The following is a 13,482-nucleotide window of genomic DNA, read 5'->3' on the forward strand; positions in this document are numbered from 1 at the left end:
ACTCTCTCACAGTTCAATCAGTAGGGAGTGACAGTGTTGTAGATACGCCTCCGCAGTCACCTGCAGTCTATTCTTAGCGGATACGTCTAGCCTGTTGAGTCAGTTGTTTCTGCGCCCACCATGGAAGTCTTTACCACCGGCAAACAGTCGCTCATCTAGCGTGCGACAGTCGATGTCTTGCAAAAAAAGAGAGTGCGAAAGATACCGGTGCCGCCCCGAGGGCAGCACCGGAATTTATGCCGTGATGCTGGATAAGGGCTACACGAATCCCCGCTCCGCCAACGACACGCAGCTCTCTCCTCCTACCACGACATGGTCGATGACCCGAACCTCGATCAGTCCCAGCGCTTCCTTGAGGCGCTGGGTGATGCGCAGGTCGGCATCGCTAGGCTCGGGATCTCCCGAGGGGTGGTTGTGGACCAGGATGACCGCGGCGGCATTGTGTGCCAGGGCGCGCTTGACCACTTCCCGGGGGTAGACGCTGGCCGAGTCGATGGTGCCTCGGAACAGCGTCTCGAAGTGGATCACGCGGTGCTGGTTATCCAGGAAGAGCGCGCTGAACACCTCGTGCTCGTAGCCCTGGAAAAGCACTTGCAGGTACTCGAAGGCCAGCGTGGGTTGGGTCAACTTGCGCCCTCTGGCCAGTTTTCGCCGGGCGAAGCCACGAGCGATGCTTATCAGTTCGGCCTCGGTGATCGGTGAAGTGATGTGGTAGGTACCGGCGACCTCGCCGGCGCTCAGTTTGCGATGGTTCATGGGGTCTCTCCTCAGGCGGCCATGACCAGGGTCATGCGACGCTCCAGTTCTGCATAGAACGCCTCGACGCGCTCGGCGATGGTGTTGATCAGGGCGTCATCCCGATAGACGCGCGTGACGAACAACGGCAGGCCCGGCCAGTAGCTGACGAAATCCAGCCATTCCCGTTCGCTGACCCACAGGCCGCCCTGGCATTGCGCCACGTGTTCCTGGGGGAGCACCCCCTCGAGCAACAGCTCGACCTGGTACTTGGGCAGCTTGGTCTTGATCTCCACCAGGCCGCGGCTGTCCACCAGGCAGTCGGGGGAGTAGCCCACGCCGTGGTTGAGGATGATGCCGACCTGCTCCAGACGCGGCTGGCCGCTGGACTCGTAATAGAGGTAGCGGGCCACGGATTCGAGTTCGTGGCCGCGCTGGGTATGGGCATTGCCCGAAAAGGCATCCGAGGGCTCGCCGGTGATGCGCTCGCCGATCAGTTGGTGCATGTAGCTGAAGGCCCCGGCGCCGAAGCCGCCCGGCCCCTTGCCTTTGACCAGCAAGGTCTTGAGCTCGGACATGGTAACGATGCCCAGACGCGCGGCATGCCATTCGGGCGTGCCCTGTTCCAGTGTCAGGATCTGCATGGTGCTCTCTCCTGGATGTTGGGTATGACGACACGGCATAGCGGCGAGGGAAGGCCCCTCGCCGGTCTATGCGGGTGTCATGGATGGTTGGGTGGATGATGGAAGTACTGAAGGAGGCGAAGTCGGGACCGCTCAGTGACGGGACCCGGTCAGTGCTGTGGACGATTGGGCTGAACCCGCCTCTGCAGGGAGGCGCGCAGCTTGTCGAAGTCGTCGCGTGGGACTTGCTCGGCCTGGCCGTACTTGCCGACGAACCATTCCTGGGTGGCCGGGGGACAGGCGGCGATCAGCTGGTTGATCTGCCCCGCCTGGAAGGGCGTGACCAGTTTCACCGGTGCGGCGGCCTGGCCGTTGTCGTCCTGGCCGCGGGTGGTGATGTTGAGCAAGGCGCACAGCACATAGCGCTTGCCGTAGCTGGTGGAAGAGCCGAAGGCCTGCACGGCATTCTTGCTGCCGCTGGTATCGGCCGGCAGCAGCATGCTGGTCTCCTCGCGGTGGCCGTCCTGGTGCATCAAGACACCGGTGATCTGGATACCGCGTTCCTGGGTCTGGATCCGAAAGCTCACCGCGAAGCCGTGTTTCTGCATGATCGGCCGCACGGTATCGACGATATCCTCCAGGGTGGCGTAGGCGCCGTTGTTGCCCTGGCCACGCTCGGCAATGCTGGGTAGTTCGGTCTGCATGGCCGCCATGGCGGCGCTGTAGGCCATCAGTGCCTGGCGATCCAGCACGCGCTCCTGCATCTGCAACAGGCGCTCCATCTTGTCGATGTCGACCTCGGGATTGAGAGCGGCCCGTTCGATCACCTGGATGATCGCCGTGCTCTCGTTCAGCGAAGAGGCAGGCGAAGGAACCGCCGCCGTCCTGCTGACGGCGGTCTGTCGGGGCTTCGTTGCCTGGCCATTGGCCTGGCTTTGTTGGGAATGGGGACGTTGGGACTGCTCGGAATGAATGGGGGTTGTCATGGTAGTTCTCCTTACCGGTCGTGAGAGAGCGTGTAAGAGTGAGGGTTAGCGATAGCGATCGATGACGTCCTGGAGCTGGTCGGCGGGGACTGGCTCCAGCGACACGACCACGTGGAAGACCCGGCCATGGGCCAGCACGTGGGTCTGGGTTTGACGTTCGCCGGCCTCGAGCAGCTGGCGAGCCAGCTGGGTCAAGACGCGGCAGGTCTCGAGCGAGAGTGGTGGTGGCATCAGAACCTCCAGACACGACAACGCCCGGCCTGGAGGGGCCGGGCGCTATGCCGTGAACGAGATGGGTGGATTAACGGAATGGATCAGGCCACCAGCGCCATGGCCGAGGCCAGGGCCTTGTCCTTGAGACTAGCCCCCTGACCGAACCAGGCGGAGTCCATGCGATAGTCGTTGCTGCGCGCGCGTTTCTCGTGATCCACGTACTCGGTCACCGCGTTGAGCAAGCCCCAGGCGGTACCCTGAGCGGTACACAGCTGCGAGCCCCGCCCTTCGCCGTGATAGAGCGACTGCACCCGGTTCAGCGCCCGCACGTTGGGTAGCCTGGCGGGATCGTCCAGCGTTTCGTCGGTATTGCAGATCACCGACTGGAAGTACGCCTTGGCTTCGGACTGGCTGACCTTGCGCTCGGCCAGGGTCTTGAGCCGATACATGAAGTCGTCCCACTGGGCGACCGAGATCCCCAGTTGCTGCTTGACCCGCCGTGCATCGAACTCGGTGCTGTGCGGGACCCTTACTCCCTGGCTCATGCCGTCCACGGCAATGGTCAGGGTGTTGTTGCAGACCACCCGCACCGAGGTGGGGGTGGCGACGGTGGCCAGGGATCCGTCACAGGACGTGGCCAGCAGCAGGTAGGCGTTGACCTGATCCTGGCCTTTCAAGGCACTCCCCAGCCCGCTGCGAGCCAGCGCCCAGAACTTGCGCCCACCCTTGAGCACCCCGGCGGTCTCCAATTCATAACCGGCGTATTCGGTAAGATCACGGTAGAACTCCAGCACCTCTTCGGGCTGGACCACCTTGTAACGACGCGAGACCACCGACAGCGGGGCCCGGGTGTCGGAGCGGTAGAGCACCTTCTGTTCAGGGAAGGAATAGATGCTGCCGAGATGCCCTGCCCCATCGGCGATGAAGCGCACCGGCGCCTCTTCGATGGACCAGTCCATACCGGCCTGTTGCCGCCAGACCTCCAGCGGTTGATGACGCGAGAGTTGTTGCCCCAGGCCGTGCCAGGGGGTGACGCCGACATACGCCATCTGTTCGAGTTGATGGGCCATAAGAAAGATCTCCTGAATAGGGCGTGCCTGCACCACGGCATAACGGCCCGCACTGCCAGGCAGGCAGGCGGACCGAGGGGGTGATGTCAGGATAGCCGGAAGGTTGAGTTACCAACGGAAGTGAAGGAACAAGAAGCGAAGCAAGAGGCGACCGAGGACGCCGGGAGCGAGGTGTACACCGACAACGCGATCAGTGCTCGGTGTCAGGGGGTGGTAGCCGAAGGATGGGCATTTCGGCCAGCGGCAGCCGGAAGGTGTGGCCACAGGCGCGACACTCGAGGTTGTCGAGCACCTTGGCATCCAGCTCGTCACCGAGCCGGGCCCCGGCGATACCACCCGCGGTACCCCCGACCAGGGCACCGAACAGCGCACCGGCCAGGCTACCCACGGAAGCACCGACCGGACCAGCGACGAAACCCACCGTGGCACCGGCCTTGGCGCCGCTCAGCGCGCCCATGGCCCCGGTGGTGCCGCCCGAGAGCACGCCGGTGGTGGTGCCCACCGAACGCCCCAGTTGACGGGGCACAAGCTGCGACGAGGCGCAGCGCGGACAGGTAGCAGACATGAGGATCTCCTGAATGAAGTGGAAAGGACGAAACCCTATGGCGGGTCTTCCCTCAAGTAATACGGGGCTGACGTTTTTTTGAATCGAATCGTAGGGATTATCGGCTCCAGGAGTGTTTTCTATTGGCAATCGTTTATCCGCCAGCCCAGTATACAAAAAATAACAAAAACACTAAGGAATCCAGAATAGTCCGACAAAGTCCACAGTATTCCAGCTATCACAGGCAGCAGGATTTTGGCCAGTAGATGCGCTTGCGAGCGCTGCCTGACCTGCCTAATATCAGCTCCGTAGCGCACGCCAAGAAGGGCAAAGCGCTGCGACGGAAACAAGGACTACCACTCTCCAAAAATTCCAGGAGGAATGAAGATGGATTACGATTTACCTGAAGATGCGCTGCTTGAGCGCAAGCGGCTTGCTGAAGAAGCCAATGCTGAAAAAGCCAATGCCGATGAATTCGATGTCGATGCCGATGAATTCGATGTCGATGCCGATGAATTCGATGCCGAAGAGTTCGATGTTGGAGAAATGCAAATGGATGACGATCTTAGTGACGACGCACGTCTTGAGCGCGAGCAACTGGACGAAGAAGTTGGTTCTGAAGAGCAGGACATACAGCATGAAGAAGATTTAGAGGAAAACAGATCGCGGCGAGCGAAAGAGTATTGCGCCATATATGGTGTTATGCCGGAAAATGATCCTGATCTAGAAGGAGAAGATACAGAGCTAGACGAGGAAGAAGAGGAGGATCTGGTCGATACATAAACCGAACCTAAAGCCTGAGGAATCCCCACGAATATTGGCTATCCGTTGCATAAGGCCTGCTCCCTGACCTCCTCCTGAATGCATACTTGAAGCGTTTTCCAGGAGGGCCAGGGGGCAGTACTGACACGATGACGCCGCAACCACTCCAGGCCCAGTCGCCACACGGAGAGCACGTTCCGATGCCGAATACTGTTGCTCTGGTAGCGCTGCTGTTGACCGCTGTCACGGACCTGCAGGCCGGCTATCATCACCGCGACATTGGCCAGCATGGCGATCAGTAGCAGGATTTCGATTCGCTTGCCCTGCCGCGACTGATGCATGCCGAAGCCCAGTCCGAATAATGGGCTCTTGACGTCGCGGAAGCCTTCTTCAATCTGCATGCGCTGCCGGTAGATGGCCACCAACTTGTCTGCCAGCGTCGAGCGTGCCGGCAGATTGCTGACCAACACCCAAGGCTCCTTCTGGCGCCGAGCGATCGCGCGGCTCCCGCTGTCCTGGGAGACCAGCCCGCGCTTATTGCGATGTTTTCGCCCCTGTGGTGGCCGATGGTAGAGCACCATGTAGGTGGTGAGCGGGTTGCTCTCGGCGATCTGGACGGCGCCCAGTGCGCGCGATTCCGAGGTCGCTTGCGGAAACAGATCTGCCACGGGCTGCCACTCATGCCCCGGTATCTGGCAGCGAGTTGGACTGCGTACCCGGCCAACGTAGTACCAGCCTCGTGCCTCGACCGCCTGAAACCAGGGATTGCGAAAGCCTGCATCGGTGACCAGGATCGGCGTCGCGTTGTTGCGGCATTGGGCAGGCAGGTTGTCGGCAACGCTGCTCAGTAACGCCTGAGACATGTCACAGGCCTCCTCGACTACGTTGTCCAAGTTGCCGCTCTGCACCGCCAGAAAGGCTCTGAATGACTTAATAGCCTCCTTGCCATGGCCGAGGACGGCGAAGAGCACCGGCTCCTGCTTGCGCTGCATGTCGAGAAACACCGTGACATAGCGATGACCCCGTTGTGTGGCCGTCTCGTCCACGCCGACGGTGGTCACACTGGAGAGATCCAACTCACCCAACATGTGGCCCACGTAGTGGTGCACGATGCGCCACAGGCGCTTGTCGAAAATCTCCAACTGCCGGGAGACTACCAGCACCGGCATCTCATTGACCAACGCCATGGCGGCCTGTTCGAACAGCGGGGTGAAGTCGCGGCGGGCCTCGTCCGGGACGCTACACCTGAGGCGGCGTGGCCGCCTGCCCTATGCCGATGCGGGACTCCGGCATCGCCGGATAAATTTCTACTGGCCAGCCGGTATTACATGAGACTCCTGCCAGGCGGTTCACGCCTTGGGGGATCAGGCCTCAGCGGGAGTCAGCCAGTCGGCTCGGTGTTGCGTTAATTTCGCGCGGTGGATGTATCCCAACCTCCATGACAGAGGGGGCGGAACAGTTGTTTGACTTTTGGCTAGCGGTAACGCTCTGACGGGGATGAAAGTACAGATAAGCCAGCATCTCAGTGTCCTTGAATAAACACATACGTCAATTCGGTTATATCCTATGTAGCAAAGCGTAGGGTATGAGCCGTTGATAGAAAGGTCTAGCAAGTATCGAAGCGGGAACAGTCCCGCTTATTATATCGTGATAATTTGCATTTAACTTCAGAGCTAATAAAATCAACGGGAAGGCTTTTAGGTAATAGTGGTTTTATTTCGATAAGCAAGGTAACAAATGCAATAACTTATTAGTTGCTTTAGGATACGTTAGTATTACCTATAGAACAATAGAACTATAACGCTAAGAGCAATAGAGCAATAGAGCAATACAGAGCACATACCTAATATCAATAAAGGAGAGTACCAATACAATATACACTAATATCAAAGCAATGTATCCAGTGTCAATAGATGCAAATTACAGTAATGCCAGAATGACTCAAGCTAGAAAGACGCTATTGCTAATCACTGGGCTTTACGGATGCTAAGGCATGGAACACCTTAAGTGTGCAATGCCTGTATCTCAATCTACCAGTAGGCAAGTGACTATTGTGTATCTTGATACAGCAAGGGGAATGTTCGATAGTTTATCTTATTAATACAGATGTCCCGTGACGCCAAGCAGTCGGCGCTACTAAAGTGCGCCGAGTCTGACAGGAGTATGTCTCCGTAATTTCATTCTAGCATGAGTTAGCGGTTGTTGATGGAAGCCTGGTTTTATTGGTTTCTTGTTTTTCGTGTTCTCTTCTCGCCCTGATGGGGCGATGAGAGCGGGTTAGAGATTTAGGAGATTGATGATGATAAACGATCGGTGTATGAACCGTAACTTGACGCCAATTACTGCGCCGGAGTATTCCCCCGAACCAGGGGTCGTGTTACCGATCTTGACGCAGGAAGGGCCGGTTGCAAAGGAGTATCTGGATATTATTTATCGTGTGACCTGGCAGGCGGTCGACGAGTACCGGCGTGTGTTGGTGTGCCGGTTCGACCTGACCTTGCCGCATGGCGTGCCGTTGCCTGATGACGCCTACTCGAATCAGCCGCTACAGCGCTGCTTGGCCTCCTTTCAGGCCAAGGTGGATCAAGATCGCCTGCGTCGACAGAGTCCGCATGCCTGTCGGGTGCGTTACGTGGTAGCCCGTGAGATCAGCTCAGACGGCATGCCCCACTTCCACCTGATGCTGTTCTTCAACCTGCATGCCTACAATACGCCGGGGACGGTGGATTACGAGGGTCGCAACCTCTTTGTCATGCTCTGTGAAGCTTGGGCGAGCGCACTGAGGGTGCCTGTCGAGACGGCGCGGCCTGGTGTACAGCTGTGTCGGGGACGCTTAGTGGAACAGGCGGGCTGGCATGGGCCGATGTATACCCACTACTACCTCGAGCCGGGTAACCACTACGCGGCCCTTCCGGCGATGTTCCTCCGCGGCAGCTACCTGTGCAAGCTCTACAGTAAGCGCTTCGGGGATGGTCACCGTGCTTTCTTGCACAGCCACCGATAATCGATCGCTGTGACTTTTCTTGCTTTCTGCTATCCCGATTCTCTGTGAGCGGTGCCCTACACGCCTCTACCTTGGTTTTCTGCTGGGTCGTGCTGCGACATGGTCTACCACCTTGATTTCAATGGCCGGGATCTTTCATTTGTCGCCATACTGTCAACGATTCCTCGGCGTTGACCAATTTGCCTCCTCCGCTTGCAGGTCGTGAAGGAAGCCTTCAGCGCATCAGAGGTTGTTGGTAGTGCGACAGTGATCCATGGTAGGCAACTTATCCTTACGCTTAATCAGGAGATATTAAATATAGCCCGAGGCGATCATCCGTATTTACTACATGAATTTTACTTTTACATGGCAGGCAAGCTATCGATCCAGATTTAGATCGTTAGAATCATAGGGTTCATCGGTGTTGTTACAAAAATGGCGAACCGCTTCGACAATGCTAATGGCAACCAACTGTTGGTGTTCCTCCCCTGCCAAGATCACCTCTTCACTTCGATTGACTATAACGCCTGCCTCTAAAAGAACAGCAGGCATAATCGCGCTCTTTAGTACCACCAAATCATCAAAACGGTAAATTCCAAGGTTTGAATTCAAAAGGGGGCGATTCTCGCCGGGAATATTTTCTGCATGATGGAGTGTAGGATTCAGCCCATGCTTACGCAGGGCCAAACCTATCGCAACTGCTGCTCTGAGACTCTGATCGAATTTGGGGTTTTTTGAAGAGACAAAAAGCGAGTAACCACTAAATATATCCGAGTATAAATTTTTCTCCCCATTAAAAACCCATGTTTTTAGATAGCTAGGCTGCACCGAATCGTGATGAATTGATAGGAAGAGGTTGGCATTGCTATCCGCTGCTTGCTTGGTGCGCTCGGCCAGAGATCCTATGTCACCTTTCTTGTTAATGGTAATCGTGTTAATAAATCCATGAGCCTGAAGTTGCTCAACGACCAAAGTGGCCAGCCGATGGTTAAAATCAAACTCAGTTACACCGCGAGCACTGGTTGCACCCGGTGAGTTCAAAGTATGCCCAATGTCTACTGCTATGATAAATTTCGACGGATCACAAGTTCTTTCATTAGCCTCACCTTCAGGAATATAAGATATACAAAATAACATCACCGCAAAAAAATATTTAAAATCCATAAGAGAAAGATTTAGAGCGTCACCGTATAGTCTCATTCAACTCACTCCAAAGCTCCTCACTGCGCAATTCAATCTGCTCCATCACACACTCGGAAAATATTTTCAAACGACTGGGCGATTCAAGATCTTGGTTATCCACTGGACAAACCCGATCACGTTCTTTTATCCATTGAGATTGGTCCGATTTTATCCTGTCGGCCTCGGACGAATTAACCGCACGGTAAAGGTCCTGATATATTTCCCCCATGATACCATCTGCTTTACTAAGTTTTGGAACACGGCAAATCATATGTTCCACAGGCTCTGTCGCAGCTGAACAACGAAAACTAGGTCCAGTAACATGATCGTATGCCGACAAGTAGCCATTCCTTGATATCGTTGACTCTTCCTTCTGCCAAAGGGGAAACTCCGGATCGAGCCCTCGGAAATTCCCTCGAATATCAGAACAACTACCTTGGTAACATTCCGGTGCATCCAGTTGCATGTTGACATCCTCTTCCTTAAAAAAGTGAAATTCATTGAAGATTTGGTCGAAAGGAAAATACTCCGAAACATAATCGGCTTCTGCTCTTGGACCAGAGCTTCGAATCGTGACTTCGCACTCTCCGTGAGTCAATGCCCGCTCGTCACAGTTGACCGAGGAAACCCTGTAGTCCTGAGACGAGGCGGCCTTTAAGAACGAAGAAAGGTTTTTGGGCGGGAGCGTGTCATTCTCGACCCTCCATCCAGGAAACTGGTCAGCAGCCGGACCGGTGCCGCGCTTGTACAGGTGATAGCGCACGGTGCCTTCTTCCACCTTCTCACTTCCCCAAATGTAATAGTACCTTGGGATTTGGAGGTACCCCCAGTGATTCGACTTACCGATGTAGTTCCCACTACCCCCAAATATTTCACACACACCGTCATCGCAATGGGTCATCATGTACTGTCTTTCTGTTTTGACCCAAGTTCTTTCTCCATTACTAAACACGACTCGCTCACTGCCCTCTTGTAGGAGACATGTCCCGTCGCCTTTCTTACTAACTGGCCAGCCCGCCTCGCACGGAAAGTAGTCTGGGAGGTCGTGACTCATGAAATCCGGGCGTTCCACGTACCACTTGTCTGCGAAGGCTTCCCCGGTGATACCGAAGGCCACGAACATCAGGGTCATCATAATAAAACGTTTCATTAATCGTCTCCTTGCTTTATAAACGAAAGAACAAAGTCCCTTATTGATAACGAAAGATTAAACGTTCTTTTTTCTTGATACAGCGAAATGAGTTTTATTTAACGCTACAATAAAGCGGTGGTCGCGTCCACTCCATTACGACCTCGTTATCCCTGTTTGCTGGGTTGGTGGGGCTGATCTGGAAGCGCGACCATACCCTGGTGCGTCAGCACAGCATCCACCTGTTCGCCTTCTACACCACAGAGGTCAACGTGGGACAACGCCGCCAGGCTATCGCCGACCATTGGATCCACACCGTCACCCACGACGAAGGGGCCTGTGCAAGGCTGTATCCCAACCCCCACAACAAACAGCACCTGCTCACACCGAGTCTGGACGAGGTACAGGCCACCTCTTCAGACGCTCGACATTCCCTGTGTCGGCAGCTGCGCGCCCTGGCCAACATCGACCGCCTGACCTACCTCGCCTATCCCGAGGGGGTCATGCCTCACGGCACCTGGGAGCGGGATGTGGACGAGAAAGGCAAGGGACAATAAGGGACTTCCTGGTGGCCCGGGATCAAGTGAAACACCGGGCCTTCCGGTCCCATGCACGTGCGCCTCACTTTTCGTTTGCTGAATTCAAACGATTAGCGTCGTACACCGCCGACGATTCCTCGGCGTTGACCAGTCCACCTCCTCCGCTTCGCAGGTCGTGGGGGAGGCCTTCAGCGCATCAGAGTCAGTGATGCCCCTCAGAGCGCCTCAGGCGGTATCGGTGCATCAGGCAGTGACCCCGCTAGACGGTGTCGCTGAGCTGCTAGACTGGAGACGAGGCGGCTTTTGGCCGGGCACTGTCGGTAATCCCCTCACCGAGGAGAGCAACATGGGATCCAAAGACGAGAGAGACGTCGAAAAGGGCTACACGAAGGCCGACTTCGTGGCCAAGCTACGGCGGCTGGCCGATGCCATCGAAAACGGCGATCGGTTCGAGATTCAGATTGCCGGTGAGCGGATTTATGTCCCCGTGCGAGCCGAATTCACCATCGAGCACGAACGCTCCGATGATGAAGAGGAGATAGAGTTTCAGATCAAATGGCAGCATGAATAGCAAGGCAATGAGTCACGGAGAAATGTCACGGGAAAGAGGCGTGTCTCGGCAAGCCAGTCGGAATATCCACCGCTGCGCTGTTCACCAAGTCCGAAGATAACAACGTCCGCTGTCGTCGACGTGGTGGGCAGGTTCGCCCAGTGGGATCACCATTCGAGGGACGTGCTGCCCTCGCCAGGGAACGAGACGAAATGCAAAGGTAAGTGGTTGGGAGGCGTCATGCAGAGGAAAACCGGATCAATCACCAGTCTTCTCGTCGGCCTCACGCTGGCGGGCTGTTCATCGCCCGTCACCATCCCTCCGACGGGTCAGGACACCACACCACCCGACGTCGAGGTCAATGTGGCCTCGTCGGGCCGCTCCGGTGGGGTGGAAACCGGTGGTTCCGCTGATTCCTTCAATGTCCTGGCCGGAGAGGGTGTCGCACTGGTCTCGTCGGCGCGGGATGAGGGTGGCGTCGAGGTCCATCGCGTGACCGCCGTGTCCGGCGGGCAGATCGAGAACAATGAAGTCGGTGCCACTCAGACCCTCGAGGAAGTCGGCAGTGCCGATGCTCCCCGGGATGCCCTGTTCCTTGGGGGCTCCCTAGTGCCTAACGACGGGTCGAAGTCCATTGTGCTGGAAGGCTATGGTCGAGATTTCTCGGGCAATGAGGCCACGACGCCACGGCTGACGGTGCAGTATCTGGAACCGGTGTTGCCGTCTATCAATGTCAGACCGGATACCGTGACTCAGGGGGAGAGTGTCCAGGTGAGCTGGAATGTCACCGGGACCAATGCCACCAACTACACGCTCCGGTTCCCCGATGCTTCGGGTCAGATGCAGACCAACAACGTGGCAGACACCGGTAGCCAGGCGTTGATCGTAGACAATCCGGGCCACTACCAGCTGTCCATCGATGCCGGCACGCACCTACGCCAGCGCGGTGCGACGTCGGATACCGAGATGCTTCAGGTTCAGACGCCACCACCGCCGCAGGCCACGCTGAACGTATCGAACACGAACATCTGCAGCGGCGACAACTTCGATTTGACCTGGACCACATCGAATGCGGACAGCGCTCAGTTGATGCCGCCAGGTCAATCGGTGCAACTCAGTAATGCAAGTGGTATTACCCGCTCGACGACGACTTCAACCACTTACACCCTGACTGCCACACAGCAGGCCACGGGCAGGAGCGATTCGGCTATCCAGACAGTAAACGTGATTCAACCGCCCAACGAGATCAAGGTGAGCAAGGCGGCGACGACGGGCTCCGGTGGCCCGGGCCCGGACAACTGGCGGGAAGCCACCATTGATACGCAGGACATTACCCAGGACTGCAAGACCTTCACGACCATCGATAAGGTCAGTTACACGGGATCCGGTCTCACGTCCGGGGAATCCATCCGAATTCGTTTTGACCCTAATTCCGGTTCCACCAGGTACGACAGGTTCACCCGGAATGACCGTGACACGGATGCATTCGATGGCATGGACCCGCGAGGTACCTGGGGGCTTATTCCCACGAGTGCCCCACTCAGGGCGACCATCCCCTTCGAGGTGACGGTGAAATAGGGGCGACCGGGAAGGCGTTCGCCTGATGAAACTGGCGCCGGGCCGGTATTGGCCGTCCCGGCGTTATTGAACCTGCTCGCCGACCGATTCAGTGCCTCGCCAGCGTCTTGAGCCGCAATATCGCCTTTCTCCTGCTGCGTATTCGCGCAGTTTGTCCTCGGCTGGTCCAGAGGGGTTCCTCGTCCTGGACCTGCTCAACGAGCATGCACTGACCGATATTACGCGAGGTCACATCACGGCTGATCTGGTGGGCGCCACACGTCACGAGAAGGAAGCCCCCCACGGGGACGAGGCTGCCCTGTGGCGTATCTTCTTCGAGCTGAACCGCGATGCCATCGTCATCCTCCGTGATGATGGCAGCGTCTACCGTGCCAATGCGCGCTTTGCTGCCATGCACGGTTACTCGCCGGACGAGGTGGAAAACCTCCACGTATGGGACTGGAACCACCAATTCGAAAAGCCAAGGTTCCTGGAGATCCTGAGAGCGGTCCAGGACGGTGGCGAGCACTTCGAGACACGACACCGTTGCAAGGATGGCCAGGAGATTGATGTAGAGGTGGCCACCAATGCCACCCACTACCATGGCAC

The 13,482-nt window shown here is 56.8% G+C and carries 14 protein-coding genes and 2 pseudogenes; 6 read left to right on the top strand and 10 right to left on the bottom strand.

Translation table 11 applies throughout. The features are described from left to right. Positions 1–258 precede the first annotated feature (258 nt). The 6 genes from radC to U5L98_RS06515 all read right to left on the bottom strand — a co-directional run bounded on the left by radC (position 259) and on the right by U5L98_RS06515 (position 4,192). On the bottom strand, positions 259–756 hold the full coding sequence (gene radC / locus U5L98_RS06490) for a RadC family protein (protein ID WP_322557513.1): 498 nt from the start codon (positions 754–756) through the stop codon (positions 259–261). 11 nt (positions 757–767) lie between these two features. After that, positions 768–1,379, bottom strand: a complete 612-nt coding sequence (locus tag U5L98_RS06495) for a lambda exonuclease family protein (protein ID WP_322557514.1) — start codon at positions 1,377–1,379, stop codon at positions 768–770. A 149-nt stretch (positions 1,380–1,528) separates the two neighbouring features. Next, positions 1,529–2,344, bottom strand: a complete 816-nt coding sequence (locus U5L98_RS06500) for an ERF family protein (RefSeq protein WP_322557515.1) — start codon at positions 2,342–2,344, stop codon at positions 1,529–1,531. A 45-nt stretch (positions 2,345–2,389) separates the two neighbouring features. Next, the gene (locus U5L98_RS06505; protein WP_322557516.1) at positions 2,390–2,575 is read right to left on the bottom strand and encodes a hypothetical protein; all 186 of its coding nucleotides are present in this window, start codon (positions 2,573–2,575) and stop codon (positions 2,390–2,392) included. Between the two features lie 83 nt (positions 2,576–2,658). After that, positions 2,659–3,627, bottom strand: coding sequence for a DUF932 domain-containing protein (locus U5L98_RS06510; RefSeq protein WP_322557517.1), 969 nt, complete (start codon positions 3,625–3,627; stop codon positions 2,659–2,661). A gap of 190 nt (positions 3,628–3,817) precedes the next feature. Then, positions 3,818–4,192, bottom strand: a complete 375-nt coding sequence (locus U5L98_RS06515; RefSeq protein WP_322557518.1) for a hypothetical protein — start codon at positions 4,190–4,192, stop codon at positions 3,818–3,820. Positions 4,193–4,558: 366 nt separating this feature from the next. Here U5L98_RS06515 and U5L98_RS06520 point away from each other — a divergent pair, with 366 nt between their 5' ends. After that, on the top strand, positions 4,559–4,954 hold the full coding sequence (locus U5L98_RS06520) for a hypothetical protein (protein ID WP_322557519.1): 396 nt from the start codon (positions 4,559–4,561) through the stop codon (positions 4,952–4,954). A gap of 38 nt (positions 4,955–4,992) precedes the next feature. Here the strand turns inward: U5L98_RS06520 and U5L98_RS06525 are convergent, their stop codons facing one another. Together U5L98_RS06525 and U5L98_RS06530 are read right to left on the bottom strand one after the other, a co-directional pair. Further along, positions 4,993–6,021: an IS4 family transposase gene (locus U5L98_RS06525; protein WP_322557879.1), complete on the bottom strand. Its 1,029-nt coding sequence runs from the start codon at positions 6,019–6,021 to the stop codon at positions 4,993–4,995. 18 nt (positions 6,022–6,039) lie between these two features. Beyond that, positions 6,040–6,147: pseudogene (locus tag U5L98_RS06530) on the bottom strand (transposase family protein); the annotation flags it as partial. 1,160 nt (positions 6,148–7,307) lie between these two features. Here U5L98_RS06530 and U5L98_RS06535 point away from each other — a divergent pair. Continuing rightward, complete coding sequence (locus tag U5L98_RS06535; RefSeq protein ID WP_322557520.1) at positions 7,308–7,937, top strand: YagK/YfjJ domain-containing protein; 630 nt, start codon at positions 7,308–7,310, stop codon at positions 7,935–7,937. A gap of 357 nt (positions 7,938–8,294) precedes the next feature. On the opposite strand, the gene U5L98_RS06540 is transcribed toward U5L98_RS06535, so the two are convergent. Together U5L98_RS06540 and U5L98_RS06545 are read right to left on the bottom strand one after the other, a co-directional pair. Continuing rightward, positions 8,295–9,116, bottom strand: a complete 822-nt coding sequence (locus tag U5L98_RS06540) for an N-acetylmuramoyl-L-alanine amidase (protein WP_322557521.1) — start codon at positions 9,114–9,116, stop codon at positions 8,295–8,297. Further along, a complete protein-coding gene (locus U5L98_RS06545; protein ID WP_322557522.1) occupies positions 9,100–10,248 on the bottom strand; it encodes a lysozyme inhibitor LprI family protein in 1,149 nt (382 codons plus the stop codon). The genes U5L98_RS06540 and U5L98_RS06545 overlap by 17 nt, the downstream gene beginning before the upstream one ends. 167 nt (positions 10,249–10,415) lie before the next feature. Here U5L98_RS06545 and U5L98_RS06550 point away from each other — a divergent pair, with 167 nt between their 5' ends. The 4 genes and pseudogenes from U5L98_RS06550 to U5L98_RS18720 all read left to right on the top strand — a co-directional run. Next, positions 10,416–10,784 (top strand): hypothetical protein, encoded by a 369-nt coding sequence (locus tag U5L98_RS06550; protein ID WP_322557523.1) that lies wholly within the window; start codon positions 10,416–10,418, stop codon positions 10,782–10,784. A 328-nt stretch (positions 10,785–11,112) separates the two neighbouring features. Next, positions 11,113–11,337, top strand: coding sequence for an amphi-Trp domain-containing protein (locus tag U5L98_RS06555; RefSeq protein WP_322557524.1), 225 nt, complete (start codon positions 11,113–11,115; stop codon positions 11,335–11,337). 219 nt (positions 11,338–11,556) lie between these two features. Next, entirely contained in the window at positions 11,557–12,894 is a 1,338-nt protein-coding gene (locus tag U5L98_RS06560; protein ID WP_322557525.1) for a hypothetical protein, read from the top strand. A 247-nt stretch (positions 12,895–13,141) separates the two neighbouring features. Continuing rightward, positions 13,142–13,480, top strand: a pseudogene (locus U5L98_RS18720) (PAS domain S-box protein); the annotation flags it as partial. Positions 13,481–13,482 lie beyond the last annotated feature (2 nt).

Origin of the sequence: Halomonas sp., from assembly GCF_034520545.1 — a bacterium.
GTDB lineage: Bacteria > Pseudomonadota > Gammaproteobacteria > Pseudomonadales > Halomonadaceae > Halomonas.